The 25,499-nt window shown below is 69.4% G+C and carries 22 protein-coding genes, 1 tRNA gene and 1 pseudogene; 9 read left to right on the top strand and 15 right to left on the bottom strand.

Going from position 1 to position 25,499, the window contains the following annotated elements; all coding sequences use genetic code 11:
* Positions 1–241 precede the first annotated feature (241 nt).
* From ABZ951_RS02530 to ABZ951_RS02520, 3 genes are all read right to left on the bottom strand, one after another.
* On the bottom strand, positions 242–1,279 hold the full coding sequence (locus tag ABZ951_RS02530; RefSeq protein WP_344084468.1) for a GDP-mannose 4,6-dehydratase: 1,038 nt from the start codon (positions 1,277–1,279) through the stop codon (positions 242–244).
* Positions 1,280–1,663: 384 nt separating this feature from the next.
* Entirely contained in the window at positions 1,664–2,608 is a 945-nt protein-coding gene (locus tag ABZ951_RS02525) for a hypothetical protein (RefSeq protein WP_344084471.1), read from the bottom strand.
* A gap of 167 nt (positions 2,609–2,775) precedes the next feature.
* Complete coding sequence (locus tag ABZ951_RS02520; RefSeq protein ID WP_344084474.1) at positions 2,776–3,558, bottom strand: oxidoreductase; 783 nt, start codon at positions 3,556–3,558, stop codon at positions 2,776–2,778.
* A gap of 214 nt (positions 3,559–3,772) precedes the next feature.
* Here ABZ951_RS02520 and ABZ951_RS02515 point away from each other — a divergent pair, with 214 nt between their 5' ends.
* Positions 3,773–3,997: a hypothetical protein gene (locus ABZ951_RS02515; RefSeq protein WP_344084477.1), complete on the top strand. Its 225-nt coding sequence runs from the start codon at positions 3,773–3,775 to the stop codon at positions 3,995–3,997.
* A gap of 205 nt (positions 3,998–4,202) precedes the next feature.
* Here ABZ951_RS02515 and cobA read toward each other — a convergent pair whose 3' ends face one another.
* Together cobA and ABZ951_RS02505 are read right to left on the bottom strand one after the other, a co-directional pair.
* A complete protein-coding gene (cobA, locus tag ABZ951_RS02510) occupies positions 4,203–5,342 on the bottom strand; it encodes a uroporphyrinogen-III C-methyltransferase (protein WP_344084479.1) in 1,140 nt (379 codons plus the stop codon).
* A gap of 91 nt (positions 5,343–5,433) precedes the next feature.
* Positions 5,434–6,171 (bottom strand): SAM-dependent methyltransferase, encoded by a 738-nt coding sequence (locus ABZ951_RS02505; RefSeq protein ID WP_344084482.1) that lies wholly within the window; start codon positions 6,169–6,171, stop codon positions 5,434–5,436.
* A 325-nt stretch (positions 6,172–6,496) separates the two neighbouring features.
* On the opposite strand from ABZ951_RS02505, the gene ABZ951_RS02500 reads away from it, so the two are divergent.
* The gene (locus ABZ951_RS02500; RefSeq protein ID WP_344084485.1) at positions 6,497–7,423 is read left to right on the top strand and encodes a hypothetical protein; all 927 of its coding nucleotides are present in this window, start codon (positions 6,497–6,499) and stop codon (positions 7,421–7,423) included.
* Between the two features lie 252 nt (positions 7,424–7,675).
* Here ABZ951_RS02500 and ABZ951_RS02495 read toward each other — a convergent pair whose 3' ends face one another.
* The gene (locus ABZ951_RS02495; protein ID WP_344084488.1) at positions 7,676–8,089 is read right to left on the bottom strand and encodes a helix-turn-helix domain-containing protein; all 414 of its coding nucleotides are present in this window, start codon (positions 8,087–8,089) and stop codon (positions 7,676–7,678) included.
* An 85-nt stretch (positions 8,090–8,174) separates the two neighbouring features.
* Between ABZ951_RS02495 and ABZ951_RS02490 the strand changes: the two genes are divergently transcribed.
* Complete coding sequence (locus ABZ951_RS02490; RefSeq protein ID WP_344084491.1) at positions 8,175–8,987, top strand: NAD(P)H-binding protein; 813 nt, start codon at positions 8,175–8,177, stop codon at positions 8,985–8,987.
* Between the two features lie 220 nt (positions 8,988–9,207).
* On the opposite strand, the gene ABZ951_RS02485 is transcribed toward ABZ951_RS02490, so the two are convergent.
* From ABZ951_RS02485 to ABZ951_RS02475, 3 genes and pseudogenes are all read right to left on the bottom strand, one after another.
* The gene (locus ABZ951_RS02485; RefSeq protein ID WP_344084494.1) at positions 9,208–9,885 is read right to left on the bottom strand and encodes an SGNH/GDSL hydrolase family protein; all 678 of its coding nucleotides are present in this window, start codon (positions 9,883–9,885) and stop codon (positions 9,208–9,210) included.
* Positions 9,886–9,923: 38 nt separating this feature from the next.
* Positions 9,924–10,553, bottom strand: a pseudogene (locus tag ABZ951_RS02480) (MerR family transcriptional regulator); the annotation flags it as partial.
* A gap of 95 nt (positions 10,554–10,648) precedes the next feature.
* The gene (locus tag ABZ951_RS02475; protein WP_344084497.1) at positions 10,649–11,455 is read right to left on the bottom strand and encodes a BTAD domain-containing putative transcriptional regulator; all 807 of its coding nucleotides are present in this window, start codon (positions 11,453–11,455) and stop codon (positions 10,649–10,651) included.
* A gap of 289 nt (positions 11,456–11,744) precedes the next feature.
* Here ABZ951_RS02475 and ABZ951_RS02470 point away from each other — a divergent pair, with 289 nt between their 5' ends.
* Complete coding sequence (locus ABZ951_RS02470; RefSeq protein ID WP_344084500.1) at positions 11,745–12,419, top strand: TetR/AcrR family transcriptional regulator; 675 nt, start codon at positions 11,745–11,747, stop codon at positions 12,417–12,419.
* Between the two features lie 116 nt (positions 12,420–12,535).
* Here the strand turns inward: ABZ951_RS02470 and ABZ951_RS02465 are convergent, their stop codons facing one another.
* Together ABZ951_RS02465 and ABZ951_RS02460 are read right to left on the bottom strand one after the other, a co-directional pair.
* A complete protein-coding gene (locus tag ABZ951_RS02465; RefSeq protein WP_344084503.1) occupies positions 12,536–13,990 on the bottom strand; it encodes an MFS transporter in 1,455 nt (484 codons plus the stop codon).
* Between the two features lie 119 nt (positions 13,991–14,109).
* Positions 14,110–15,663 (bottom strand): NAD(P)/FAD-dependent oxidoreductase, encoded by a 1,554-nt coding sequence (locus ABZ951_RS02460; RefSeq protein WP_344084506.1) that lies wholly within the window; start codon positions 15,661–15,663, stop codon positions 14,110–14,112.
* A gap of 172 nt (positions 15,664–15,835) precedes the next feature.
* Between ABZ951_RS02460 and ABZ951_RS02455 the strand changes: the two genes are divergently transcribed.
* The 3 genes from ABZ951_RS02455 to ABZ951_RS02445 are packed head-to-tail and all read left to right on the top strand — an operon-like array spanning position 15,836 to position 19,181.
* A complete protein-coding gene (locus ABZ951_RS02455; protein WP_344084509.1) occupies positions 15,836–17,383 on the top strand; it encodes an NAD(P)/FAD-dependent oxidoreductase in 1,548 nt (515 codons plus the stop codon).
* On the top strand, positions 17,380–18,243 hold the full coding sequence (locus ABZ951_RS02450) for an SDR family oxidoreductase (RefSeq protein ID WP_344084512.1): 864 nt from the start codon (positions 17,380–17,382) through the stop codon (positions 18,241–18,243). The genes ABZ951_RS02455 and ABZ951_RS02450 overlap by 4 nt, the downstream gene beginning before the upstream one ends.
* Positions 18,240–19,181, top strand: a complete 942-nt coding sequence (locus ABZ951_RS02445) for an alpha/beta hydrolase fold domain-containing protein (protein ID WP_344084515.1) — start codon at positions 18,240–18,242, stop codon at positions 19,179–19,181. The genes ABZ951_RS02450 and ABZ951_RS02445 overlap by 4 nt, the downstream gene beginning before the upstream one ends.
* Before the next feature lie 92 nt (positions 19,182–19,273).
* Here ABZ951_RS02445 and ABZ951_RS02440 read toward each other — a convergent pair whose 3' ends face one another.
* The 4 genes from ABZ951_RS02440 to ABZ951_RS02425 all read right to left on the bottom strand — a co-directional run bounded on the left by ABZ951_RS02440 (position 19,274) and on the right by ABZ951_RS02425 (position 22,545).
* Positions 19,274–20,809 (bottom strand): hypothetical protein, encoded by a 1,536-nt coding sequence (locus ABZ951_RS02440; RefSeq protein ID WP_361278605.1) that lies wholly within the window; start codon positions 20,807–20,809, stop codon positions 19,274–19,276.
* Positions 20,810–20,868: 59 nt separating this feature from the next.
* A complete protein-coding gene (locus tag ABZ951_RS02435) occupies positions 20,869–21,360 on the bottom strand; it encodes an SRPBCC family protein (protein ID WP_344084524.1) in 492 nt (163 codons plus the stop codon).
* 83 nt (positions 21,361–21,443) lie between these two features.
* Positions 21,444–21,528, bottom strand: a tRNA-Phe gene (locus tag ABZ951_RS02430).
* 12 nt (positions 21,529–21,540) lie between these two features.
* Entirely contained in the window at positions 21,541–22,545 is a 1,005-nt protein-coding gene (locus ABZ951_RS02425; protein WP_344084527.1) for a DUF2156 domain-containing protein, read from the bottom strand.
* A 231-nt stretch (positions 22,546–22,776) separates the two neighbouring features.
* Between ABZ951_RS02425 and ABZ951_RS02420 the strand changes: the two genes are divergently transcribed.
* A complete protein-coding gene (locus tag ABZ951_RS02420; protein ID WP_344084530.1) occupies positions 22,777–24,372 on the top strand; it encodes an aldehyde dehydrogenase in 1,596 nt (531 codons plus the stop codon).
* Positions 24,359–25,495, top strand: a complete 1,137-nt coding sequence (locus ABZ951_RS02415) for an acyl-CoA dehydrogenase family protein (protein ID WP_344084533.1) — start codon at positions 24,359–24,361, stop codon at positions 25,493–25,495. The genes ABZ951_RS02420 and ABZ951_RS02415 overlap by 14 nt, the downstream gene beginning before the upstream one ends.
* The last annotated feature ends 4 nt before the right edge of the window (positions 25,496–25,499 follow it).

The following is a 25,499-nucleotide window of genomic DNA, read 5'->3' as shown; positions in this document are numbered from 1 at the left end:
CTTCGCCACGTTCAACTCAACCCATCTCAAGACCGACGGACAGCAGAGGATTTCGATGTGGGCATCCGGCACTCGGGATGGCTGTTCCACAGCGAGCGACACATCTGGAGGCCCCGCACGGGGCACTGCTCCACGTCCCGCACACCACGTGCCCAGTGTCGGCGGGCGTGGCCACGAAAACCCGTAGAGTCGGCCGACCCCGGGTCCGCGAAGGGTGTGAGCAGGTGTTTTCCGGCGAGGCCTACCAGCCCGCCGCGGCGAGCAACTCGCTGTGGCCACGTTCGAGACCGGCCTGGCGGAGGTCGGACTCCACCATCATCCGCATCAGCTCCGCGAAGTCGACCTCGGGCTCCCAGCTGAGCTCGCGGCGGGCGTTGCCGTAGTCGGCACACAGCGTCTCGACCTCGGCGGGCCGCACCAGTGCCGGGTCCACCACGACGTGCTCCTCCCAGTCCAGGTCCGCGGCCTCGAAGGCGATGCGTGCGGCATCGCGCACCGAGTGCATCCGGCCGGTGCCCACCACGTAGTCTCTGGGCCTGTCCTGTTGCAGCATCAGGTGCATTGCACGGACGTAGTCCCCCGCGAATCCCCAGTCGCGCACCGCGTCGAGGTTGCCGAGCAGCAGTTTCTCCTGCAGGCCCAGCTTGATCTGTGCGACCGCCAGAGTGATCTTCCGGGTCACGAACTCCGCGCCGCGGCGGGGGGATTCGTGGTTGAAGAGGATCCCCGACACTCCGAACACTCCGTAGGACTCACGATAGTTCTGGGTGACGTAGTGGCCGTAGGCCTTGGCCACCCCGTAGGGGCTGCGCGGATGGAAGGGGGTTCGCTCGCTCTGCGGCGCCTCCACCACCTTCCCGAACATCTCCGAGGAGGAGGCCTGGTAGAAGCGGATCTGGCCGTGGCCATCGCCTCCACCTGCGGACTTGCCCAGCCCGCTCACCATGCGGATGGCCTCCAGCATGCGCAGCACGCCGGTGCCGTTGACCTCGGTGACGAGCTCCGGCTGCTGCCAGGACATGGGCACGAAGGAGACGGCCCCGAGGTTGTAGACCTCGTCCGGCTGCACCAGGTCCACAGCCGAGACCAGGCTCCCCTGGTCCATCAGGTCACCGTCCACGAAGGAGAGATCGGGTATCAGTTTGGCCACCCGGTCCTTGCGCGGGTTGGCCTGACCTCGGGTCAGGCCCCATACCTGGTAGCCCTCGGCGAGCAGATGCTCGGCGAGATACGAGCCGTCCTGCCCGGTGATTCCGGTGATCAGCGCGCGCCTGGACATTCGGTCCCCTTTCACTGCCACGGACAAAGCCGGTCGAGGGCCACAGGTCCTCATCCAACGCTCGACGGGCTCACGGAATCACGGAGCGGGCTAGGGAATTTCCGAGACTTCGACGCGGGTGCTTCGGGGACGGTACGGGCGGACCATGAATTCGGGCAGGGGCCCGGGTACATGAGGAGGCGCCGACGGCCGGCACCAGAGCCCCGACGCGTCGACTGGACACTCAGCCCGCGCTTTGCACGACGTGCCGGCCACCGGGGGACGCTCCCCCGCCTCCGCCCGCCCGACGCCGATCTCCTCCTCGGCTTCCCGGTGCTGCGTCGGGCGCAGCCCACCCGCCATTCCTGTGGTGTGCATGGCGACGCGGAGGGCTTCAGCAACGGCTCACTGAATCAGGGTCGTGTGCGGGTGATCCGGAGACTCCGGGCAGACGTAGAGCTGCAGATGGTTGCCCTTGGAGACCTGGATCTCGGGCGGGTTCGCTCCATCAGCTCTGTGGAGGGCGGCGAGGTGCTGATCCTCGTGCGGAGCCCAACCCGTGTTGCTGCTGTCCCATTCGTCCGAGGCGATGGTCAGCAGCGGGGCCATCTTGGCGCCACATGCGGTGCAGAAGCGGGCGATCGGATCGGTGAGGCCCCACGGGGGCCAGCCGCCGACCTTCCAGCCCGGGGCGACGGACAGGTGCCTGTCGTAGAACGAATCCGGGTAGGGGGCCCAGGAGCTGTCCACGGCGGACCCGGCTGCCTGCCAGTTGCCCCAGTCCCCCAGCTGCTGCTGTAGCTCCTTGCTCACGTCCATGGGGTTGGGGTACTCGGTGATCTGCTCCGGCGCGAGCACGCACGGCCGCGGTATGTAGCCGTCGTACTCCACAGCGAAGGGGCCGGGCGGGACGGCGAGGATGTCGGTGACCTCGGCGGAGGAGCGCCAGAACAGTGCGGTCGGAGGCTTGTAGTCCGGCTCGTGTTCGAAGGGACACCACAGCACCTGGAGCAGGTCGGCCTTCCCCGGCGGCCGCAGCAGGGGTATGTCGCGCACGTACAGCTGGGTCACGGGCACCAGAGGGTTCGGGCCGTCGTGCCACTCGCAGTCCTCGCTGGCGCGCACCTCGTACGCGTCATACAGGTCATCCATCTGGTCATGCGACTCGTCGCAGCGCGGCCACGGCTCGTCGGCGGGCCACAGCAGCGGCCCGCCGACCGAACTGTCGTTCGGCGACGGGGATCCGGGGCGGGGGTGCAAGCGGATCGCAGGGCGTGCCAGCGGCGCCAGTTGAGGGAAGAGTGCGGCTACGTCGAGCGGCCGCGGCGGGGTGGTGCGGATGTCGTTCATTGCGGCGATGTTGCCAGCAGCCACTGACAAATGCACCGCTCGATGATGTTCCGCACACACCGCAGCCACCCTCGTGATGTTCACCGGCATTCTTCTGCTGCTGCCGTTCCTCCTCACCGACCGCCACCGCTGGTCGTCCGCCACCCTTGTGGCGGCGCTCCCCCGATTCAGATTGCCTTCACCGTGCCACCGTCGATGACGTAGTCCGCGCCGGTGATGTTGCCGGCGACGTCAGAGAGAAGGAATGCGATCAAGGCCGCCACTTCTTCGGGCTCGGTGATCCGACCGGTAGTGATGTTGAAGGCTTCCGGGATCTGCTGGAGGAATGCGGTGTGCTCCGCCCCTGCTCCGGCCGCCACCTTGCCGCCGAAGCCGTCAGGGTCCTCCCAGACGGAGGTGCGGACAACTCCGGGAGAGACGGTGTTCACGCGCACTCCCCGGGGCCCGAATTCCTCGGCCAGGGACTTCCCCAACGCGGCGAGGGCCGCCTTGGCCGCGCTGTAGGCGACAGGGCCGGCCGCGGGCAGCCGCGAGTTGATGGACGAGACGTTGACGATCGATCCGCGGCGTTCGATCAGGCTGGGCAGGGCCGCGCGGGTGGTACGGACGGCGCTGAGAAGGTTGAGGTCGAAGACGCGGGCCCACTGAGCGTCCTCGGTGTCGAGGAAGCCGATGGGCTCCACGTCGTCCCCGGCACCGATGTTGTTCACCAGCAGGTCGATGCCACCGAGTTCGGTGAGGGCGCTGTCCACCAGGGTGGCGACGCCATCGGCGGTGCTCAGGTCGGCTGACACCGCGTGCGCGCCGGTTTCCTTCAGCTCGGGCGTGATCGTGCGGGCGGCGCCGACCACGCGGACGCCTTCGGCGGTCAGGGCACGGACGGTGGCAAGTCCGATGCCCCGGCTGGCGCCGGTGACGACGGCTGTCTTGGCAGTGAGGTTGAGGTTCACGGCACTCCGCCGCCTCCGCCGACGACGTGGCCGCCCACGCGGTGCCGTCCACAGCCAGACCCGGGTCACCGGCCAATGCCGCCGGAGTCATTCCGGCGAATGTCACGATCTCCCGGTGGAGACCGGAGGGGCGCCCCGGGATGCGCCGAGGGCCGGGGCCGCGCAGGCTGGTAGAGGACCACGAGGCGTCTTTCGCATGAAAGGGTGCATCTCCATGATCGTCCAGAAGCTTCACGAGGCCGGAATCAAGAGCGAGCACGCCTACTGTGCCGCGTTCGCCTCCATCGGCCTGACGGTAGTGGCATGGGCAGGGTCCCTGAAAACCGAAACGGCCGGGATGGACCGGGCCGACCGGTGGGGCCTCTTCGTCGGAGAATGGGCCCCGACCTTCTTCGCCCTGGGGCTCGCCCTGGCCAACTACGAGCAGCAAGACGACTGATCGGCATGGCGGCGGCCGGCGTCCGCAACCTGGTCGAGCAGCGCGCCGGTACGCCGCTGCCGCCCCGTTCTCCCCAAGTAGCCGATCAGGTAGCCGGGCAGGGGCCCGGGATTCTGGACCTGCTGCCACGCAGTGCGCACGGGTTGCACAGCGACGAGAACAGCGCCGTCCTACGCACTGCGGCCACCATCAGCGGCGACCGAACCTACGCCGTGCTCGCGGTATCAGCCGCGGTGGGTGCTTGCGGTACCTTCAGCCCCGCTGTCGGCCCGATGACGAATACGGCAGGTGGCACGACTCGGTGAGTGATGCAGTCCTGGGCGAGGTCGGCCAGGGTGGACGGGAGTACTCGCTGAAATCGCGTGGCCGCTTCCTGGATGACGAGTACCGGTGTCGCCGCGTCCCGGCCCGCTCGCATCAACAGCTCGCTGCTCTTGGCTACATGCGTGACCCCCATGAGAATCACCAGCGTTCCCTTGAGCCGGCCCAGAGCTGACCAGTCGACGAGGCCGCCGGCGTAGTCGGAGACCACGTGCCCGGACACGATGGTCACCTCCTGGGCCATGCCCCGGTGGGTCACCGGAACTCCGGCCAGCGCCGGTGCCGCCAGTGCGCTGCTCACCCCCGGCACCACGGTCACCGGCACGCCCGCATTGGCGCAGGCCGTCACTTCTTCGAAGCCGCAACCGAAGAGGTACGGGTCTCCGCCCTTGAGACGGACCACGAACTGACCCGCCAGGGCACGTTCCACCATGACCTCGTTGATGTGCTCCTGGGCCACGGTCCGGCTGTAGGGCAGTTTGGCCACGTCAACGATCTCGACCTCCGGCCGCAGGTCGGCCAGCAACTCGAGCGGCGCCAAACGATCGACGAGGACCACGTCAGCCGCCCCGAGCAGTTCCCGGCCTCGCACGGTGATCAAGTCCGGGTCTCCCGGCCCCGCACCGACCAGGGCCACCCCCGGGTCCGGGCGGCCCTGCCGCACGGGCGCCGAGGCTTCGGCATCCGCGCGGGCGCAGAACACCCGTTTGCGTTCAGCAGTCTCAGCGATCTCCGCGTTGTGTTCCGGGGTGCAGGCTACGGCGTACCAGGTGTCATCCAAGTCTTCGGGCTGCCACGACCGGTTGTGCCACCGGATGCGGCCCGCCTGGGCCATGGCCCCGATCGCGGCGCACACGACGGGCGCTACGACAGTGATCTCCGCACCGGTGCGGCACAAGCGCGCAAGATGACGCAGCGCTCCGGGCTCACCCCCGAACACCACTACTCGGCGCCCCGCCAGTTCCAGCTCCGTCGACAATGGTTGCACCTCGGGAAGACGAACCGTGGAAGTCAATGCTTTCACCCCTTGGGTTGTGCTTCGCGGTGGGCCAGGGCGTCACCTGGGACCGGAAGTGCGGTATCACGACCGGTGTCGAGGCTCATTGCCTCGTGGCTCATTGCCTCGGGCTGGAGTGCAGGAAGCTGTCCGGAAAGCCTTCGGCTTCAAGCGTTCGGCCGATGAGCAACGTCGCGATTCTGCTCATCCCGGCCGCCCGCACGTCACGAGCGATGTGCGAGAGCGTCGAGCGCACGACCTGCTCACCGGGTTGACTCGCCAGCGCGACTGCTGCCGCCGGGCAATCCGCGCCGTAGTGCGGGACCAGTTCCTCGACGACTTCCTCCAAGTGGTTGATCACCAGGTAGATCGCGAGCGTTGTTCCGCTCCGCGCGAAGTTCGACAGCCTCTCCCCCGGGGGCATCGAGCCGGGCCGCGACCGGGCACGCGTGATGACCAGGCTCTGTCCCACTCCGGGGACGGTCAGCTCGCGGCCCAGAACAGCGGCGGATGCCGCGAACGCGGACACCCCGGGCACCACCGCGTGCGGCACGCCCTCCTTGTCCAGCATGCGCATCTGCTCGGCGACGGTGCTGTACAACGACGGATCTCCCGAGCACAGACGCACGACATCACGTTGCCGGCGGTGCGCGGCAACGATGTGCGCGACAGCTTGATCAAGGGTCAGGTTCGCTGCGTCGATGAGAGTTGCGCCCGGCGGGCAGTAAGCGAGCAGATCGGCCGGCATCATGCTTCCGGGATAGAGACATACGTCGCAGCGGCCCAGCAGATCCCGACCTCGGACGGTAATCAGATCAGCCGCCCCGGGCCCGGCGCCAATGAAATATACGGTCATGTGCACGCACTCCCTGTAACGGTCAGCAGAGGCATTTTCAGACGGACCGTGCATGCACCGAAGCCGCGTCGGACGTCTGTTGCCCGCTGCCCGGGTCCGGGCTCTGCGTCGATGCGGAGACCGCCCCTCTCGAACGGCAGACGTAAGAAGAACGACAACCGTACGTGTGCGGTGACGCCTGTTTTCGGTCGTGGCCAGGCTGTTAATAGCCAGAGGGCTGTTGCGCTGCCTCCGGAAGAGACCGGAAGAGAGCGGACGACGCGAGATTCTGTGCTGAGTACACGTACTCATGTGTGCCGAGACGCCAGGTGGCAGGCTCCGCGATATGGACAACAGCAGAGGGGCGCTGACGGCCCTGCATCTCTTCCTGGTCTGGGTGACGATGGCAGCCGTGATGCCCACGCTCGGCTTCGGGCTGGTGGTAACGGCCTGGGGTGGCGGGGCCGGTGCTACGGTGCCGGTCTTTGTGTTGGGTGTGCCGCTGCTGGTGGGTCTGCTCGTCATGGCGGGCATACCGGCGCGGACCGTGGTACCGCTGTGCGGCTCCCTGTCGCGGCGGCTGGGCTGGGCGGTACTGGTCCTCCTTCTCGGTACGCTCGGCGTCCTGGCAGGTCTGGCGGCCTACGGTAGCGACGTCGACCTGGGGAGCGCCGGTGTCCGGATCGCGCTGACGGGGGCACCGTACGCCGTGGCCGCCGCGTTGTTCGTGCCTGATCGGCGCGTGCGGCTGGGGGCGCTGGCCGTCCTGGCGGCCGGAGTGGCCTATGGGGGCTTCGTCAGCCCGGCGCAGGCGCAGCAGCGCCGACACGAGGCGGAGGTCGCGCGGTACCGGGAGCACCCGGAGTTGCTGTACCTGGGCGCCGCGCCGGCGGGCATGGAGGTGTCCCGTGCCGTGGCCGGCCCCGCCTCCTTCAGCGTCGACTACCACCCCCTCCGGCAGGGGGACGAGTCCGGCTACGTGGGGCTCACGGTGCGCTCGCCGCTCACGCCGACACCTCGGTGCCCCGAGCCGGCGGACAAGGACGAGGCCTGCGCGGTAGACGCGCGCGGCGAGATGCTCACGGTCCGCGACTTCCCCGGCGGTGGACGCGCCGTCACCCTCACCCGCCGCCACGGGAACGCTGAGGTGGAGGTCACCAGCCAGAGCCTCGGCGAATCCGGGCTACGTCCTCTCCTGGACTCTCTGCACCCGCTGTCGGACACGGAGCTGGAGGAACTGATGCGGGAAAAGAAGATCGACCACAGAATCTGAGCCATTGACCGCTGTAGCCACTGACCGCTGTGGCCATTGGCCGCTGTGGCCATTGGCCGCTGTGGCCGGAGCTGCCGTGTGGTGCCCTCCCGGCTTATGCGCCGGCTTCGTCGGGCACCGCCGGTGGCAGGGCTGTCGACCAGCAGCTGGCTGGTCACCGGTGGATGAACAGAGACATGACTCGTCCCTGAAATTGATCGGGGAGGACCAGGTCGCCCCCACCATAGTCGGCACGATACGGAGGCCGTTCGGTCAGCGGACTCCGGAGTCAGGATGTACGGCGTCCCAGTCATGGCGCGCTTGTGCGATGGCCTCGCGGTGCTCCGCCGACCAGTCCGCGAGGGCTTTCACCAGATGTGTCAGGCTGTGGCCCATCGGCGTGAGCTCGTACTCGACCTGCGGAGGCACCGTCGGGTACACGGTCCGGGTGATCAGCCCGTCGCGCTCCAGCCGGCGCACGGTGAGTGTCAGCATCCGCTGCGAGATACCCGGTACGGCGCGTTGCAGCTGCCGGAAACGGCGAACGCCCTGGGCGAGTTCGACGACAACCAGGACCGACCATTTGTCTCCGATCCGGTCGAGTACGTCGCGGATCCCGCAGTCCTCATGCTCGTCGCCGCACGTGACGACGGGTGGGGTGGTTACCCCTGTGTGCCCCACTGACATGGAAGTGCCTCCTTACTCCCGCTGGTACAAACACGCAGGATGATCCCGGTTACCGAAGAGAACCTACCGGAACGGGAAGACCCTGATGATCTTGGTTACTGGAGCCGCCGGCGCCCTGGGCTCGCTGATCGCCGAGCGGCTGGCCGGTCGTGACGACACTGTCCTCGGCACGCGTGATGCTCAGCAGCTTCAGACTCCGCTGCCTGTCCGCCACATCGACTTCGACGATCCCGGCACACTCGTCACGGGCTTCGAGGGCGTGGATGTGCTGCTGTTGATCTCCGCGGGCTACGGTGAGGACGACACCGTCATCACCCGGCATGGTGCCGCCGTTGACGCTGCCGAGAAGGCCGGTGTGGGTCACGTCGTCTATACGAGCCTGACCGCCGACGGAGACCACCTTTCCTACGCCCTGCCGCACCGTTGGACCGAGCACCGACTCCAGAAGAGTTCGCTGGGCTGGACGATCCTGCGCAACGGCCTGTACGCGGAATTGCTGGCCGGGCTGGCGGCGCCGTCCGCCGACGGGCGGATCACCGCCCCGCTCGGCGAGGGCCGGCTGGCAGCCGTTGCCCGGGCGGACCTGGCTGACGCCGCGGTACGTGTGGCGGTGGAGGCCCCCGCTCATGCGCGGCGCATCTACGAACTTGTCGGCGAGCAGGCTATCGGCGGCGCCGAACTGGCCCGCGCTCACGGTCCGCACGTCACCTATGAGCCGGAGACGCTGGCGCAAGCCCGCACACGCATCGCCGCCTCCGGTGCCGAGCCGTTCCAGGTGCCGATGCTGGTGAGCACCTACTCCGCCATCGCCGCTGGGTTCATGTCCCGAACCGGCGGTGACCTGCGTCAGCTGCTGGGCCGCGAGCCTCTCTCCCCGCTCGAAGCAGCCCTCGCATAAGGCGCCTGCCGTCCCGGAACCCCCGGGACCCGCCCGCATCGCCGGGTGGAACCCGAGAAGGCGCGCGAACGCAGCCGCGGGGGTCGGCCGGTCCGCGCGCCGGCCATGGACCGGGGCGAAGCGCCGGTCAGGTCGAAACGCCCGTCATCAGGGCAGGTTCGCGAGGGCGCCGCGGGCCTACCCGCAGCGCCTCCTTGCCATCCTCGGGTCTTTCGTTGCCTCAGGCGCGTGTGGTGCGGCTGAGCACGTGGCTCAGGCTTTTGACCATCTCCGTCGCCATGACCGCTTGCCCTGAGGTCGAGAAGTGAATGCGGTCCTCGCTCAGCAGGTCTTCCCGGTCGTTGACGGGGTGGTGCCACATGTCGACGACGACGGCTTCGTATTCGGCAGCCAGGGCCCGGGTAATGTCATTGATCCTGGCTACCCGCTCGCTCCAGTCCGGGAAGACAGGGATCACGTACGCCCTGCCGAGGGTGAACGTCGTCAACTGGGCGCCGGTTTGCGATGCCAGCTCGTACATGCGGCGCAACTTCCGCTCGATCTCGGTGAAGTCCGGCGTGCGTCGCACGAGGTCGTTCGCACCGCATGGCAGGTGCAAGAGGTCCGGTTCGAACTCGATTGCTTGATCGATCTGCTTTTCGAGGGTCTGCGCCGTCGTCGCTCCGTCTTCGGCCGTGTTCAGGTAGGCGAGGTCCGGTCGTACGCGACGGAGGATGTCGGCGAGCCGGTCGGACCAGCCCTTGTCCACGTAGCCGGGGCTGGCGTCGCCGGTGCCTGCCGACAGGCTGTCCCCGATCACCGCGAATCGACGCCACGGGGCGTCGAAGAGCAGTGCCGCGGTGTCCAGCGGCTGGAGGCAGAAGGGGTCGGACTCCTCGGTGAGGCGCGTCGAAGTCATAAAGAAATAATACGGTCGATCGTATGTAGAAACAAGGGTCAGTCGTCCCCCCTGTCCGCGGCGGGGAGCCGGCGGGCCAGGGCCATGGAGAACTCGGCCTCGACCACGCGCTCGGCCAAGGCGCACAGTCGCTCCGCGTCCGCGTCCGCGACGTGGTCCCGGACGGTCGCCGTGAAGATGTCGGCCAGCGCCTCCGCGTGGCGGCGGACCCGGGTCACGGACTCCAGGACCGCCGCCGGCGCAATGCCTTCGCGGACCAGGGAGGCCGAGGCGTCGAGCAGCCGGCGGCCGACGTGCACGCGCGTGTCGCCGTCGGTGCGGATGCTGTCGAGGCCGAGGGCGGTGGCGAGGTTCTCCGGAGTGACCTCGCCCTCGAAATGGCCGGCCAACTCCGCCGGCGCGAGACGGGCCGGGTCCTCCTCGGCCGGCCGGTCCAGCCCGAGGAGTTCGCCCACATCACGGCCCGACTCGAAGGCCGCGGTCAGATCGGCGATGGCGCTCAGGGTGTGGCCGCGCTCCAGGAGACCGGCCACAGTGCGCAGCCGGGCCAGGTGGTGGTCGTCGTACCAGCCGATCCGGCCTTCGCGGCGGGGCGGCGGAAGCAGCCCGCGCTCGCGGTAGAAGCGCAGGGTGCGCACGGTGATCCCCGCCTTTCCGGCCAGCTCCTCCGCGCGGTACTCACCGGGGGCGGCCGCCCGGCCGGAGGCGACGGCCGTGCGGTCGCCGTCATGCCGGCCGCGCCGCGTTCGGGGCGCGTGAGCGGTTATGACCGCGCGCCGATCATGATGCGTTCCCGTTGGCGCTGCCGGCCGCCTGAAACCGGCGTGAAGCGGGTGGCGGGATCGGACGTGGCGCGGAGCTCGGCACCGGGCCTGATGCCCAGTTCCCGGCTGAGCACGGTCTCCGCGTCGTGGTAGGCCTCGGTCGCCTCGGCGTGGCGTCCCATCCGCTGGAGCGCGATGATGTGCCGTGCGCGCATCGACTCGTTCAACGGATCCTCGGAGATGAACTTCCTGGCGTTCAGCACCACCTTCTGGTGGTGATCGAGGGACAGCCACGCGTCGATCAGCGTTTCCCGTGCCGCCGCGCGCCAGCGGTGGAGTTCGTCCGCCGCCGTGGCGACCAGGGGCCCTTCGAGAGCGTCGATCAGGGCATCCCCCTGCCACAGCGAAAGGGCGTCCTCCAAAATGGTCGCCACGACCGAGGGGGTGCCCGGCGCGAGGTTCAGCGCGCGCTCCACCAGTCGCACGAAGCGGTGGGCGTCCACCGCGTCCCGATCGATGTTGAGCCGGTAACCGGAGTTGACCGTCTCCAGCAGATCGGCGTTCCCGCCGTGTCGTTGCAGCCAGCGGCGCAGCCGGGCGACATGGGCGTGCACGGCGTTGATCGCGTCACCCGCCGTCCGGATCAGGTCCAGTTCCTCGATGAGTTCGTCACGGCGGACTTCGCTTTCGGCGCGGAGCGCGAGAACGGCGAGGATGCTTCTCAATTTTGCCCCGCTCAGGACGATTTCGGTGTTCTTGAGCTCGATCCGTTGGGGCCCCAGAATGTGTATGCCGGCGACGGTCACTGTTCTTCTCCCCCTGTTGTAAGAGACCAGAGACACACCCGGGCGCCGGTGCGGCTGCCGGAATGCTTGACGCTTTTTGTTCGGAGTCGCGAAATGGCGACCGAGAAAGATCTTATTGGCGCCTTTCTTGCCCATGCAGCCGCACGTTCGAGCAGGGGCCTGCCCGACGTGCACCCCCTCGTTCGAGTAGGGCCCCTACTCGACCCCGCGCCGATCACAGCCGTCGGGCCGATCGGTGCGCGATGCCCGGGCCGACATATCGGTCGGCAATTGCTGTACGATCGACCGTATGGGTAGTGCTATAGAGTCGGCCACCTCTCCGGATGACCCAGGGTCGCCTGCGCTCCTGCCTCAGGAGCAGGCCGAGGTCACGGACAAGCGCCTCCTGCGGGGCGCCCGCACACGGAAGATCGTGCTCCGCCAGGCTGTCGACGTCGCCTCGCTGGACGGTCTGGGCAGCGTCAGTTTCGGCCGCCTCGCGCTCGACACCGGGCTCAGCAAAGCGGGCATCCAGACCCTGTTCAAGACAAAGGAACTCCTGCAACTCTCGGCTGTCGAGTTCGCGCGCGGGCTTTTCATCGACGCCGTCATCCGCCCGGCCAAGTCGGCGCCCCACGGCGTCGCCCGGCTGCGCGCGCTGCTCGACCACTGGATCGTGTACGCGGAGGCGCCTCTTTTCGCCGGCGGCTGTTTCAGGGCCGCGAATCTCGCGGAGTTCGACAGCCGTCCCGGGCCGGTCCGGGACGCGCTCTTCCGCGATCAGCGGGAATGGCGCGAAGTCATCGCGGTCGAATTGCGGCACGCCGTGGAGACCGGTGAGATCGCGGAGCTCGACGTCGAACTCGCCGTCTTCCAGATCGATGCCCTGCTGTGCGCCGCGAACACCGCCCTGCAAACGGGCGACGCCGACGCGGTGAGCAAGACCCGCCGCATCATCGAGGGTCTGCTCGTCCCGCCGCGCTGACGCCGTCGTCGTCGCTCCGTTCCTCGGGGCACCCCTCCCGCTCGACGGACGCCGGTGCGGCGGACCACGTGGTCCGCCGCACCGGCGTCCGTCGCGTTGCCGTCCGGCGGGGGGCGTCAGCCGCTCGCCTGTGCCTTCTTGTTCGGCAGCAGGAAGACCAGTACGGCCGCCAGGACAGCGATGGCGAACGTGGTCAAGGACGACATGGCGAACGCGTGGCCCGCGGCCTCCGTCCGCCCGTCGGTTTCGGGGCGGAAGGAGTTGAAGAAGATCGCCCCGATCACGGCGACACCCAGCGCGCCACCGATCTGCTGGGCGGTCGACAGGACTCCGGACGCCATGCCCGCGGTCTCCGGGGCGATCCTGCTCAGGACCGTGTTCAGCAGCGGCGTGATCAGCAGCCCGCCGCCGACGCTCTGCAGCATCAGGGTGGGGATGATCAGCAGCGGAGTCAGCCTCGGGCCGGAGAGCAGGACGATCGCGGTCGCCAGGTAGCCGGACGCGAGGACGACCGCTCCGACCTCCAGGACGCGGCGGCCGTACTTCGGCACGAGCCGACCCGCGATCTTGCTGAAGACGAAGAAGGTCACTGCGGCCGGCGTGTACACCAGCCCCGCGCCCAGCGCGGACATGCCGAGCCCTTCCTGCATCGCGATGGACAGCGCAAGGTAGTAGGAGGTCAGCAGCGCGTACACGGCCAGGACCAGGACAATGCCGAGCGAGAACGAGCGCTGCGAGAACAGGCTCAGCCTCATCAGCGGATCGCCGCCCCGCTTGTCGATGCCGCGTTCCAGCGTGACGAACAGGCCGAACGCCGCCGCACTGGCGGCAAAGCAGGCCCAGATCCACCACGGCCAACCCGCCTCGCTCCCCTGGATCAGCGGGAACGTGAGCAGCAGCAGGGCGGCGCTCAGGGCGACGACGCCGGGGATGTCCAGCTTGCGGGTGCCCGTCGCGCGGGACTCCGGTACGTACTTCAGCGCGCAGAGGATCGTGACGATCCCGATCGGCACGTTGACCCAGAACACCGACCGCCAGCCGGTTCCGAACAGGTCGGCGCCGATCAGCAGACCGCCGACGAGCTGCCCGCCCATGGTCGCCAGGCCGATCACGATGCCCAGGGTGCCGAACACCCGGTGCCGCGCCTGCTCGGCGACGACGAGCGTGATGACGGCGAAGACCTGGGGCACCATCAGGGCGGCGCCCAGGCCCTGGACGATGCGCGCCCCGATGAGGGTGCCGGGGTTCTGCGCCATGGCGCAGGCCAGCGACGCCAGGGTGAAGACCACGGTGCCCGTGATGAAGATCCGCTTGCGTCCGTACAGGTCGGCGAGCCGGCCGCCCGTGATCATCAGTACCGCGTAGCTGAGCTGGTATCCCGCGAGGATCCACTGCAACTGGCCTACGGAGGCACCCAGATCGTCCTGGATCGCGGGGCCCGCCACGACGACGATGAACGAGTCAAGGATCGCCATGAACATGCCGACCATGACGACGGACACAGCGGGCCAGGGCACCGCGGGAGCGGCCTCCGGCTCCGCCGCGACGGCTTCTACTTCGGCATTCGCCACGAATGCATCCCCTTCTCGTCTTTCCACTCCGCAACCGGACATGACGGCCCGGCGGGACGTGGTCGCAAGGGCCCGGCCGGCACCTGTGAAGTGAGTGTACGCACGACCGTATGTTTACTTCAATCGGTACTTTCGGATCCCGCCGCCCCGGTGGGGCTCGGAACGGGGACGAGCCGGCGCCGGTCGGGACGGCCCGTCAGCCGGAACGCCCGGGGATCCGGCCGCCGGGTGGCGCGCCAGTAGGACGTGCCGGTCCCGGGCCAGGACTGCCGGTTGAGCCCCGTGTGGTCCAGGAACCAGCTGTGGCAGCCGCCCGTGTTCCACACCGAGCCGGCGAGCTTGCCGTGCAGCCGGGCGTTGAACGCCCGTTGGACCTCCGCGCGCACCTCCATCCGGGTGGCCCGCCGGGTCCTCATCAGGCGCAGGCACTCGACGATGTAGTGGAGTTGCGCCTCGATGACGAACAGGATCGACTGGGCGCCACCGCCGGAGTTGGGGCCCATCAACATGAACATGTTCGGGAACCCCGACACCGTCGTGCCCAGGTGCGCGGTCATGCCGTCGCGCCACGCCTCCTGGATGGTGACGCCGTCGCGGCCGACGATGTGCTCCGTGGCGCAGCGGTTGTCCGTGGCGAACCCCGTGCCCAGGATGACCACGTCGGCCTCGTGCAGTTCCCCGTCCGCCGATCTGATCCCGGTCTCGGTGAACTCCGCTATCGGAGAGGTGATCAGGTCCACGTCGGGTCGTTGCAGCGCCGGGTAGTAGTCGTTCGTGAGCAGGATGCGCTTGCATCCGATGGTGTAGTCGGGCGTCAGCTTCGCCCGCAGTTCCGGGTCCGGCACCTGCTTCCTGAGCATGCGCAGGGACGCCGCCTCCAGCACTTTGAGGAACTTCGGGTTCAGGAACGCGAGCACCGGGAGCTCGTGCGTCCAGTAGGCCGTGAGCCGGTACAACTGCTGTACGAACGGCAGCGATTTGAACAACCGGTGCTCAAGGGCCTTGATCGGCCGGTCGGCCTTCGGCAGCACCCAGTGCGCGCTGCGCTGGAAGACGTCGACGTGCGCGGCGGTGCCGGCGATCTCCGGGATGAACTGTGCCGCGCTCGACCCGGTGCCGACGACCGCGACGCGCTTGCCCTTCAGGTCGACGGAGTGGTCCCACTGCGCCGAGTGGAACATCGCCCCCTTGAACCGGCCCATGCCCGGCAGGTCCGGGATGTTGGGCTGGTGCAGCGATCCGTGGGCCAGGACGACGACGCGGGGCCGGTACTCCCGGCCCGACCCGGTCCGTACGGACCACCGGTCCTCGGTCTCGTCGAATTCGTAGGAGACCGCCTCGGTGTTGAACCTGATGTGCGGTTCGAGGGCGTGGTCTTTGACGACGCGTTTGATGTAGTCGAGGATCTCCGGCTGCGAGGCGTACATCCGGCTCCACGCGCGGTTGGGGGCGAAGGAGTAGGAGTACATGACGCTCGCGACGTCGCAGGCGCAGCCCGGGTAGGTGTTCTCCCGCCAGGTGCCGCCGACTTCGCCGGCCTTCTCCAGGACGACGAAGTCGGAGTGCCCCGCGGCGAGCAGTTTCATCGCCATGCCGAGGCCGGCGAACCCGGTTCCCACGATCAGCACGTCCGGCGTTTCGGCTGCTTCTGATGCCGCCGGTGTGGAAGCCATCAGGCGTCTCCTTACCTGCTCGGTTGCCAAGAGCGGACGATCCATCCTCCGGAACGGCTCTGACACCGTTCTGCCCTGCGGGCGGGGCCGGTTCAGAGGCCCGTCAGATGCCGTCTGGGACCATCCGGGGGTTCATCGTCCGGAAGGGTGTGACGGGAGCTCTGATCCCCCCTTGAGTCCTGCAAACCAGAGCAATACGACAGACGCCGCGCCCTCGGCGTCCGGGCGCTGCGGGCCCCCGGGCGAACCGGGCCGGCGCACGAAGGTCCTCGTGATCGGCGGGGGGCTGGCGGGGCTCGCCGCCGCGAGCCGTCTCCGTCGCGAGGGGTGGCACGACTTCCTGGTCCTCGAACGGGGCGACGACGTCGGCGGCACATGGCGCGACAACACCTACCCCGGTGCGGCGTGCGACGTGCCGTCACACCTCTACTCGTACTCCTTCGCGCTCAACCCGGGCTGGAGCAGGTCGTTCTCCACCCAGCCGGAGATCCAGGAGTACATCACCCGCGTGTCGAGGCGGTACCGCGTCCGGGACAGGCACGTCTTCGGGTGCGAGGTGCTGAGCGCGCGCTGGGTGGAGGACGCCGCCCGGTGGGAGGTCGAAACCTCCCGGGGACTGTTCGTCGCCGACGTCCTGGTGGGCGCGTTCGGGGCCCTGTGCGAGCCGTCGCTGCCGGACATACCGGGGATCGACACCTTCGCGGGGAAGATCTTCCACTCGGCGCGGTGGGACCACGACAGCGACCTGGAGGGCAAGCGGGTCGCGGTCGTCGGCACGGGCGCGTCGGCCGTCCAGATCGTTCCCGCCATCGCCCCCCGGGTCGCCGAACTCCAGGTGTATCAGCGCACCGCCCCGTGGGTGCTGCCCCGCCTGGACCGCCCCTACTCCGCGCTCGAACGGTTCGCCTGCCGGTACGTGCCCTTCTACCAGCGGCTCGTGCGCGGCGGCATCTACTGGGCGCACGAGGCACAGGCCGTCGCCCTGGTGAAGCGGCCCGGGCTGATGCGGCTCGTCGGGGCGTTCGCCCGGGCCAAGCTGAGGCGGGAGGTGCCCGACCCGGCCCTGCGCCGCCGGCTCACGCCGGACTACCGCGCCGGGTGCAAGCGCATCCTGCTCTCCAACACGTACTACCCCACCTTCCGGCAGGACCACGTCACGCTCGTCACCGAGGGCATCGCGGAGGTCCGGGAGAAGGCCGTGGTCACGAGGGACGGGACGGTCCGCGAGGTGGACGCCCTGGTCCTGGCCACCGGGTTCCAGGTGACCGACTCCCCCACGTACCGCAGGATCCTCGGCAAGGACGGCCGAAGTCTCGGCGAGGTCTTCGACACCGTGGGCCGCCAGTGCTACAAGGGCACGGCGATCGCGAACTTCCCCAACATGTTCCTGTTGGTCGGCCCCAACACCGGCCTGGGCCACAACTCGATGATCTTCATGATCGAGTCTCAGGTGAACTACCTGGCCGATGCCCTCGCGACCATGGAACGACGGCGCGTCCGCTCGGTGGAGGTACGCGCCGAGGCACAGGAGAACTTCTCCCGGATGCTGCGCCACCGACTGTCCCGAACCGTCTGGAACGTCGGCGGCTGCGCCAGTTGGTACCTGGACAAGCACGGCGAAAACACCACGATGTGGCCCGGCTTCTCGTACGAATTCCGGCGGCTCACGCGGAAGTTCGACATCGACGCCTACCACGTCTCGACCCGAGGACCACAATGACCAGAAAAGCGGAAGCCGCCGACTTCGCGGGAAAAGTCGCCGTCATCACCGGCGCGGGATCGGGAATCGGTCGCGCGCTCGCCCTGCGCCTCGCCGGCCTCGGCGCCGATCTCGCGCTCTGCGACATCGACATCGACGGCGCCGAGGCGACCGCGGTGCGGTGCGAGGGCAAGGGCGTCAGGGTCCGGGCCGACCGGCTCGACGTGACCGAACGGGAGGCCGTCCTGGCCTACGCGGACGAGGTCCGCGAGCACTTCGGCAAGGTCAACCAGATGTACAACAACGCGGGCATCGCCTACTACGGCGAGGTGACGCGGGAGTCGTTCAAGGACATCGAACGCGTTCTGGACGTGAACTTCTGGGGCGTGGTGAACATGACCAAAGCCTTCCTGCCCCATCTGATCGAGTCCGGCGACGGCCATGTCGTCAACGTCTCCAGCCTCTTCGGGCTGATCACCTATCCGGGGCAGAGCGCCTACAACGCCTCCAAGTTCGCGGTGCGCGGGTTCACCGAGTGCCTGCGCCAGGAGATGCTGCTGGCCGGGCATCCGGTCCGGGTGACCTGCGTGCACCCCGGCGGCATCAAGACCGCCGTCGCCCGCAACGCCACGGCCGCGGCGGGTCTGGACGCCGCCGGCATCGCGCGCGCCTTCGACCGCCGGCTGGCGCTGCACAGCCCGGAGATGGCGGCCGACACCATCGTCGAGGGCGTCGTGCGACGGCGGGCGCGCGTCCTGGTGGGCGCGGAGGCCAAGGCCCTCGACCTGCTGGGGCGCGTCAGCCCGGCAGGCTCCCAGCGGTTCGGCACCTGGATGTCGCGCCTCATCAGGATCGCCCCGCGCCCCGGGACCACGCCGTGAAGTCCCTGCCGCTGCCGCTTGCCCGCGTGCTGCTGCACCCGGGCTTCCGCCTCGCCTTCCATCACCGGCTGCCGTTCCCGGCGCAGCGCGCGCTGCTGAACGCCTTCGCCCGGCTGCAACCGCTGCCGCCGGACACCTCCGTGCGCACCCTCCGCCTCGGCTCGCGGCCGGCCGAACGGATCACCGTCGGGCCGACGTCCGGGGCCGGGGCCGTGCTCTACCTGCACGGCGGCGGACACACCGGTGGCTCGCCCGCCACGCACCGGTCGCTGGCCGCGCACTTGGCCCGCGAGATCCGCCGGCCCGTCTACCTGCCGGACTACCGCCTCGCACCCGAGCACCCCTGCCCGGCGTCCACGCAGGACGTGCTCGCCGCGTTCGACGCACTGACGACCCTGGAAGGGCACGCCGCCGACACGGTCGTCCTGGCCGGTGACTCGTCGGGCGGCGCCATCGCCCTGGCGGCCGCGCAGCTGCTCGCCGCCGGGCCGGGGCGACAGCCCGCGGCGCTCGTCCTGATCTCCCCCTGGGCGAATCCCAACCTGGTGGCCGACCGGAGCCGGGATCTTGTGATCAACCGCCGGTGGGGACTGACCTGCGCCGCCGCCTACCTGGGCGACGGCGATCCCGGCGACCACCGATACGCCCCGCTGCTCGGTCCGATGGCGGGACTGCCGCCGACGTACCTCCACACCAACACCCGCGAGCTCCTGTACTCCCAGTGCGTCGACCTCGCCGTGGCGCTGCGGCGCGCGGGCGTCCCACTGCGCTTCACGGAGAGCACCGTCCTGTGGCACGCGGCCCAGGCACAGGCGGGGCTGGTCGAGGAGGCGGCCGCGTCGCTGCGCGACATCGGCGGCTTCCTGACGGCGAACTGGCCGCGCCGCCGGGCCGAGTCCGCCGGCCCCGCCGCCCTCGACGGAGCGCGCTCCTCGTGAACGGCCCTTGACGCGGGTGTGCCCCGTACGCCGGTGCTCGGCCGGCGTACGGGGCACGTTTCATGCGTTCAGAGTGCGTCGTGCGGGGGCGGTCAGAACACGGGGCCGCCGCCGATTTCAAGGCGGCCCTCTGCGGGGCCCGCCGGCGCCAGGCCCAGCTTCTCGGCCCACACCACGGCGAGCTGCGAGGCCAGTCCCGCGGCGGCGTCGGTGCGAAAGCGCCGGCGCGGGGGCGGAGCGGGCGCCGTCTCCGGAGGGGCCGGGAGCCGGTCGAGCAGAATCCCGCCGCGCGTGGTGCACCAGCCGGACGCGGTGGTGTCCACCCACCGGCGGACGCCGGTGGCGCCGCGGACCTCCAGTTGCAGCCGGCCCCGCAGGCCGACCGGCAGCCGTGCCCCGTCCGTGTCGCCGACGATCCGGGCTCCGGTCGCGGTGCCGGCCGGGGCGTCGGGCAGCGTCCCCAGCAGTGCGGCGAGCGCGCCCGACGCGCGCACCACCCGGGCGGGCGGGGCGAAGGGGATCGAGCCGACCGCGACGGACGGGTCGGTGACGGCTGCGGCGAGCAGGTCACCGTAGTGGCGGACGAGCAGTCGCACCGTGGCTTCGTCGAACAGTTCCTCGGCGTAGCGCAGGACGAGGTCCGTCCCCGTCACGTCGAGGGACATGTCGCACTGGACCGGCCTCGGCCCGCCGTACGCGAGCAGCGGGGTGACCTCGGTGACGCCGACACCCGGCAACGTCAACGGCACGGATTCGCCGGTTACCCGGAAGGAGAAACGGGTCCGCAGCGGTGGTGCGCCGTCCCGGCCGGGGCCCGGCTGAGCGGCCTCGCGCACGACCAGCGCGTCGAAGGGCTCGTCGGGACGGTACGTGCGGCGCAACAGCGCGACCGGGTCGGCCGGGCGGCTCGCGCGGTCGGGCGGCGCCGGATCGGCGGCGCCGTCGTGCGCCATGAGGACGGTGCCCTCCGGCAGCCCCGACCAGCGGGCGAGCAGCACCTCCAGCCCGGCGAGCAGGACGACGAACCGGGGCACATGGCATCGGTGCGCCAGGGCGTCGACCTCCGCGAGCACCGCCGGGTCCCACCGGTGGCGCACCACAGCGGCGGTGAAACGATCCGCCGCCACTCGCGGGGCGGGCGGCGGAGCGGTGGGCCGGGCCGCCGCGCGCGACGGTCCGTCGCCGGCGGCCGGGCTCGCGCGGCGACGGCCGGCGCGGCCGCGGGACCGAGGCGCCTCGCGCGCGTACAGCGCGCTGAGGTCGCGGCGGAACACGGCCTCGGACCAGCCGTCCCACGGCCCGTGGCCGGTGGAGACGACGAGCACGTGGTCCCGCGTGCCGAGCCGGAACAGTTCGGCGCGCGGTCGCGGTGGGGCCGACGGGTCCCGCGGGGCGGCTACGCGGGCGGCCAGCAGGTCGCGGAGCGTGGACAGGTCCGGTACGTCCGCTACGCCCAGGGGCTCCGTGCGGGAGGTGGTCGCGTCGAGGGCGCGCTCCAGCGCGCCGACGTCCAGCGCGCGGTCGAGCCGCCAGGCGCGGGTGAGCACGTCGGGCCCGTGGCCCGGTACCGGTTGCGCCGCCGCGCGGCGCGATGCCCGGTCATCGGGCACCGGGGCGGGTTCGGCCACGTGGGGCTCCCTTCCCTCCTGCCTCGCGCGGGGGCGTGACCGCGCGGCCGCGGCCGCCACTACCGCGGGAGGTCGGCGGCCCCGCGCCCGGTATCGGCGCGCACCACCTCGTAGTACGCGGCGACCCGCTCGGAGATGTTCGCCGCGGTGTTCCGGGCGGCGGTGGCCACGAACGGCTCCAGCGTCTTCTCGATCGCCTTGCCGGCGATGCCGCCGGGCAGCCTGAACTCGATGCGGAATTCCACCGTGCTGTGCGAAGCGTCGACGGCGGCGAAATCGAAGGTCGTGGACGTGGCCATGCCGGACACCGACGTGTAGGCGATGCGGACGTTCTTCTCCCACTCGACCGACTTAATGGTCGATTTCAGGGTGGACGGGCCGACCTTCGATATGGCCTCATAGATCGATCCGAGGCCGTGGTCGAGTGCGCCGACCGGCTGGTAGCTCGTCATCCCGTGCCAGTATTCGGTCACGTTCCGGTAGTCGTCCAGGTAGGCGAAGGTGACGTCGAGCGGGGCATGGCAGGTCGCGACGAAACGGACTTCGGTCACAGCGGGATCCGTTCTGTGCTCGATGGTGTGGAGCGCGGCACCGCAGGGGGCGAGCGGACAGACCTGACATCGCCCACGCGGAGCGGAAGGAGCAGGATTCGAACCTGCGTGGGCGTGAGCCCGACCGGGTTTCCCCGGACCTCGTTCGGCCGCTTCGAGTACCCTTCCCGGGTCGTTCGGTCACAGGATGTTGGTCACCCGCACCACGCTCCACAGGGAACGCGGCGATATTCCTCCGTCGAAGGCGAAGTATTCGGGCAGCACCACGTCCGGATACCACTTCGACTTGTATTCGAGTTGGCTCTTCGCGGGGTACACGCGGTCTCCGTGGTCGGCGATCAGCCCGATCATCCGGGTGGCGGCACGGCTCGCGGTCGACAGCCGGTGGGTCTCGTCCAGGCCCGTGAACGGCGTGAAACCGAAGTGCAGCCAGGGTGCTTGTAGGGCTCGCATGTGTTCGATGGCGTGGAAATTGATCGCCTCCATGACGCCCGGTGGGCAGTCCGGCAGCCGACGGCTCAGGTCGTGCAGCCAGCCGGGGCGTGATCCGTACACGGGAGCGTAGGAGACGTAGCCGATCGCCGCGCCGTCGATCCTGCCGACGAACAGCTTCCGCAGGGGCTGCCACGGTCCGCCGATCTCGCCGATCAGGAACGTCAGTTCCTTGGTGTGCTTTCCCTTCTCCCGCAGCCATCGCGTGTCGATTTCCGCGATCTCGCCGGCACACGCGTCGGCGTCCACGACCGAGATCTCCAGTCCCGCGCGCTGGGCGCGGGAGATCTTGTTCCGCAGACGTACGAAGCGCTTGCCGCGCAGGCTGAAATCGTTGAGTTCCACGGCGTAGGAAGCCCCGACCTGGTTCACGGTGAGACCCAGTTCCGCGAACAGCTCGGCGTCCTCGCGCTGGAGTTGCACACCGACGACCCTGCGGCCGTTGCGGTGCGCGTGTTCGAGGAACCGGGACTGCAATTCCCTTCTGCGCGGGCTCTCGGTGAACGGCCCCCCGAACTGGATCCACCGCCGGCCGTGCGACCGGTAGCAGATGAATCCTTCGATGCCGGTGGAGGTGAAGTACTCGTTGCCGCGGTTGAGGGCGAGGAACGCGCTCGGATTGTCCGCGTACCGCTCGAGAGCGGAAACCTTCGAGGCATGATCTTGCGGTTGGAGCGAATCGGGCACCTTCATGCGCTGTCCCCACGTTCGGCGATGCGTTGGAACAGACGTTAGCGACCCCGTCTGACGCCCGGCCGACGTCCCGGCGCACGGGGCGTCAGGGGCATTTCAGAGCCGACGTCGACACTCGTTGACGCACCACTGAAGCGGGCGGTCCACCGCCACCGAGTTGTCATCGGCATCCAGATTGCAGAGGTCACTTTGACAGCGAACGCCGGATCCCACCCCCATCACATACCTTCATTGAGCAGTTACGTCCGCGGAAAGGACGTGGAGAGCGGTCAGTGGGTGTACGTGCTCTCCGCCCGTGCCGTCCTGGACGATTCGTTCGCGAGCCTGAGCCTGAAGCGCAAGCTCGAGTCGGGCAGGATCTCGCCCGACGAAGTGCCCGCGGGCGTGATCGCCGGCCGGGTCGCGGTCGCCGACAAGGAGACGTCCCAGGACGCGCTGGCCGCCGCGGCCGAGGCGACCCGGATCTGGCGTTCGGTACCGCTCGCGACGCGGTTCGACGGCTGGATGGAGCTGCTGCGCGCCACCATCGACGAGCACCGGGACGAACTCGTCCGGCTGCTGACCCTGGAGGGTCATCCCCTGGAGCTCGCCAAGTGGGAGATCTCCGGGATGCGCGAGCTGACCCGCAAGGAGACGACGGACTACCTGCGCGGACAGCTGTGGCAGGAGTTCTCCGTGGACGGCCGCCGCAACATCGTCCGGCGGCAGGCCGACGGCGTCGTGTGCATCACCCCGCCCGCCAACGCCCCGCTGGTCAGTGCGCTGCTGGGCACCATGTGCATTCCCGGGGGCAACGCGGCCGTCGTGCGGGCGCCGCGCACCGCGCCGTTCGGCGTGACCTACGCGCTGCGCCACATGATCGCGCCGATCCTGGACGAGATCGGTGCCCCGCCGGGTCTCCTCAACATCGTGTGCGGGCACCCCGGGCCCATGCTCGACGCCTGGATCAACAGCCCGCACGTGGACGACATCATGTACTTCGGTGACGTCCCGAGCGGCCTGAAGCTGGAGGGCCGGTGCGTCGAGGCCGGCAAGAAGCCGATCCTCGAACTGGCAGGCAACGACGTGGTCCTGGTCTGGAAGGACGCGGACCTCGACCGGGCCGCCGACGCGCTCGTCGAAAGCTTCCACGGCTCCGGCCAGCTCTGCATGATTCCCAACCAGGCGGTCGTCCACCCGGACGTGGCGGACGACCTGATCGCCCGCGTCGTGGAGCGGGCGAAGGCCCTGCGTCCCGGTTACCCGGACGAGGAGGGTGTGCTGCTCTCCCCCGTCCTGCGGCACGACAAGTTCCACCAGTTCCTGGCCGAAGCCGTCGAGCACGGCGCGACCGTCGTCACCGGCGGCCTCGGCATGCAGATCGACGGGACCCGGGACAGCGCCGGGTTCTTCCTCGAACCGACGGTGATCAGGGTCGACGGTCTGCGCGACGCGCGCGAGTCGGACGTGGTCAAGCACGAGACGTTCTTCCCGCTGCTGCCGATCGTCGTCCCCGAGCAGGCCGACGACGAGACCCTGTTCGACCGCTTCGTCGAGTTCGTGAACACGAATCTGTACGGGCTGCGGAACTCGCTGTGGGCACGGGACGCGTCGGTGATCGACCGGTTCGTGTCCGAGACGGTCAAGGGCGGACTGCTCAAGGTCAACGACTCGCACGTCGCGTTCACCGCTCCGCTGCCCTCGCACGGCGGCACCGGGCTGACCGGTGGGGTTTTCGGCGAGGCCAACTACCCGGTGCTGCGGACCACGCATCTCCAAGGCGTGTCCATCGTCATGGGCGACGCCCCGCGGCCGTCCGAGGGGAAGGAGCACGATGCGCACGCTTGACGAGGCACGCGAGGTCTGTGAGAGGTACCTGCCGGGTCTCCTGGCCAAGCTGGCGGAGATTCCCCTCACCGAGCTGGAGAAGCCCGGCAATCCGGGTCTGGAGCTGTTCCGGGCGAGCGGCGGTCCGGCTCTGGTCATTCCGAAGAGCTACTCGGGATCCGGTGCCACCCCGCTGGAGGCGATCCAGGTCACCCGGGCGATCGGAGCGGCCGCGCCGTCCCTGGCGGTGGCGTCGACCATGCACCACTTCTCGGTGGCGACCATCTTCACGCTCGCCGAGAGCCTGCGGTCCAGCGGTGTCGAGTGGGCGCTGCTGGAGGGCATCGCCACGCAGAACCTCCTGGTGGCCTCGGGGTTCGCCGAGGGGAACCCCGGGCAGGGGATCCTGTCGCCCACCGTCAGCGGGGTACGCAAGGACGGCGGCATCGTCGTGAGCGGGTCCAAGCGGCCCTGCAGCATCTCGCGCTCCATGGACCTGCTGTCGGCCAGTGTCTCGGTGCCGGCGCAGGACGGCGGATCCGAGACGGTGCTGATGCTCGTGCCGGCGCAGACGCCCGGTGTGTCCGTCCATCCGTTCTGGGGCAGCAACGTGCTGGCCGGGGCCGAGAGCGACGAGGTCCGGCTGACCGACGTCTTCGTCGACGACCGGCTGCTCGTGCCCACCGACATCGGTGAACAGGGCGAACTGGACGAGTTGCAGACCGTCGGGTTCATGTGGTTCGAGATGCTGATCACCTCCTGCTACCTGGGCATGGCCAGTGCCCTGGTGGAACGGGCCTTCGCGAGCAGGAAGCTGGGCGCGGAGCAGGTGACGGACCTGGGTGTGCGCATCGAGGCCGCGGCGCAGCTGCTGGAGGGAATCGCCCGGCAGTTGGCCGCCAAGGAAGGCGACAACGCCGCCCTCACCAAAGCCATGATCGCCCGGTACGGCGCCCAGGAGGCGATCGTCGACACCGCGAAGCGGGCGGTCGAGGCCCTGGGCGGTATGGCCTTCATCGGGTCGCCGGACGTGGCGTACCTCGCCGCGGCCTGTCACTGCGTGAGCTTCCATCCGCCCTCCAAAGCCGGCACCAGCCGGGCGCTGGCCGCGAATTTCGCCGGCGACGTACTCAGGTTCGAGTGAGGTA

The organism is Streptomyces sp. NPDC046215 (assembly GCF_040646215.1).
In the GTDB taxonomy this organism is placed as follows: Bacteria; Actinomycetota; Actinomycetes; order Streptomycetales; family Streptomycetaceae; genus Streptomyces; species Streptomyces stramineus.
The sequence above is the reverse complement of the archived record's forward strand: the minus strand, read 5'-3'. Positions and strand labels throughout refer to the sequence as shown.

Coding starts and splice junctions, on each gene's coding strand:
- ABZ951_RS02530 (WP_344084468.1), bottom strand. CDS start 1,279: ATGTCCAGGCGCGCGCTGATCACCGGAATCACCGGGCAGGACGGCTCG.
- ABZ951_RS02525 (WP_344084471.1), bottom strand. CDS start 2,608: ATGAACGACATCCGCACCACCCCGCCGCGGCCGCTCGACGTAGCCGCA.
- ABZ951_RS02515 (WP_344084477.1), top strand. CDS start 3,773: ATGATCGTCCAGAAGCTTCACGAGGCCGGAATCAAGAGCGAGCACGCC.
- ABZ951_RS02505 (WP_344084482.1), bottom strand. CDS start 6,171: ATGACCGTATATTTCATTGGCGCCGGGCCCGGGGCGGCTGATCTGATT.
- ABZ951_RS02500 (WP_344084485.1), top strand. CDS start 6,497: ATGGACAACAGCAGAGGGGCGCTGACGGCCCTGCATCTCTTCCTGGTC.
- ABZ951_RS02495 (WP_344084488.1), bottom strand. CDS start 8,089: ATGTCAGTGGGGCACACAGGGGTAACCACCCCACCCGTCGTCACGTGC.
- ABZ951_RS02490 (WP_344084491.1), top strand. CDS start 8,175: ATGATCTTGGTTACTGGAGCCGCCGGCGCCCTGGGCTCGCTGATCGCC.
- ABZ951_RS02485 (WP_344084494.1), bottom strand. CDS start 9,885: ATGACTTCGACGCGCCTCACCGAGGAGTCCGACCCCTTCTGCCTCCAG.
- ABZ951_RS02470 (WP_344084500.1), top strand. CDS start 11,745: ATGGGTAGTGCTATAGAGTCGGCCACCTCTCCGGATGACCCAGGGTCG.
- ABZ951_RS02460 (WP_344084506.1), bottom strand. CDS start 15,663: ATGGCTTCCACACCGGCGGCATCAGAAGCAGCCGAAACGCCGGACGTG.
- ABZ951_RS02450 (WP_344084512.1), top strand. CDS start 17,380: ATGACCAGAAAAGCGGAAGCCGCCGACTTCGCGGGAAAAGTCGCCGTC.
- ABZ951_RS02425 (WP_344084527.1), bottom strand. CDS start 22,545: ATGAAGGTGCCCGATTCGCTCCAACCGCAAGATCATGCCTCGAAGGTT.
- ABZ951_RS02415 (WP_344084533.1), top strand. CDS start 24,359: ATGCGCACGCTTGACGAGGCACGCGAGGTCTGTGAGAGGTACCTGCCG.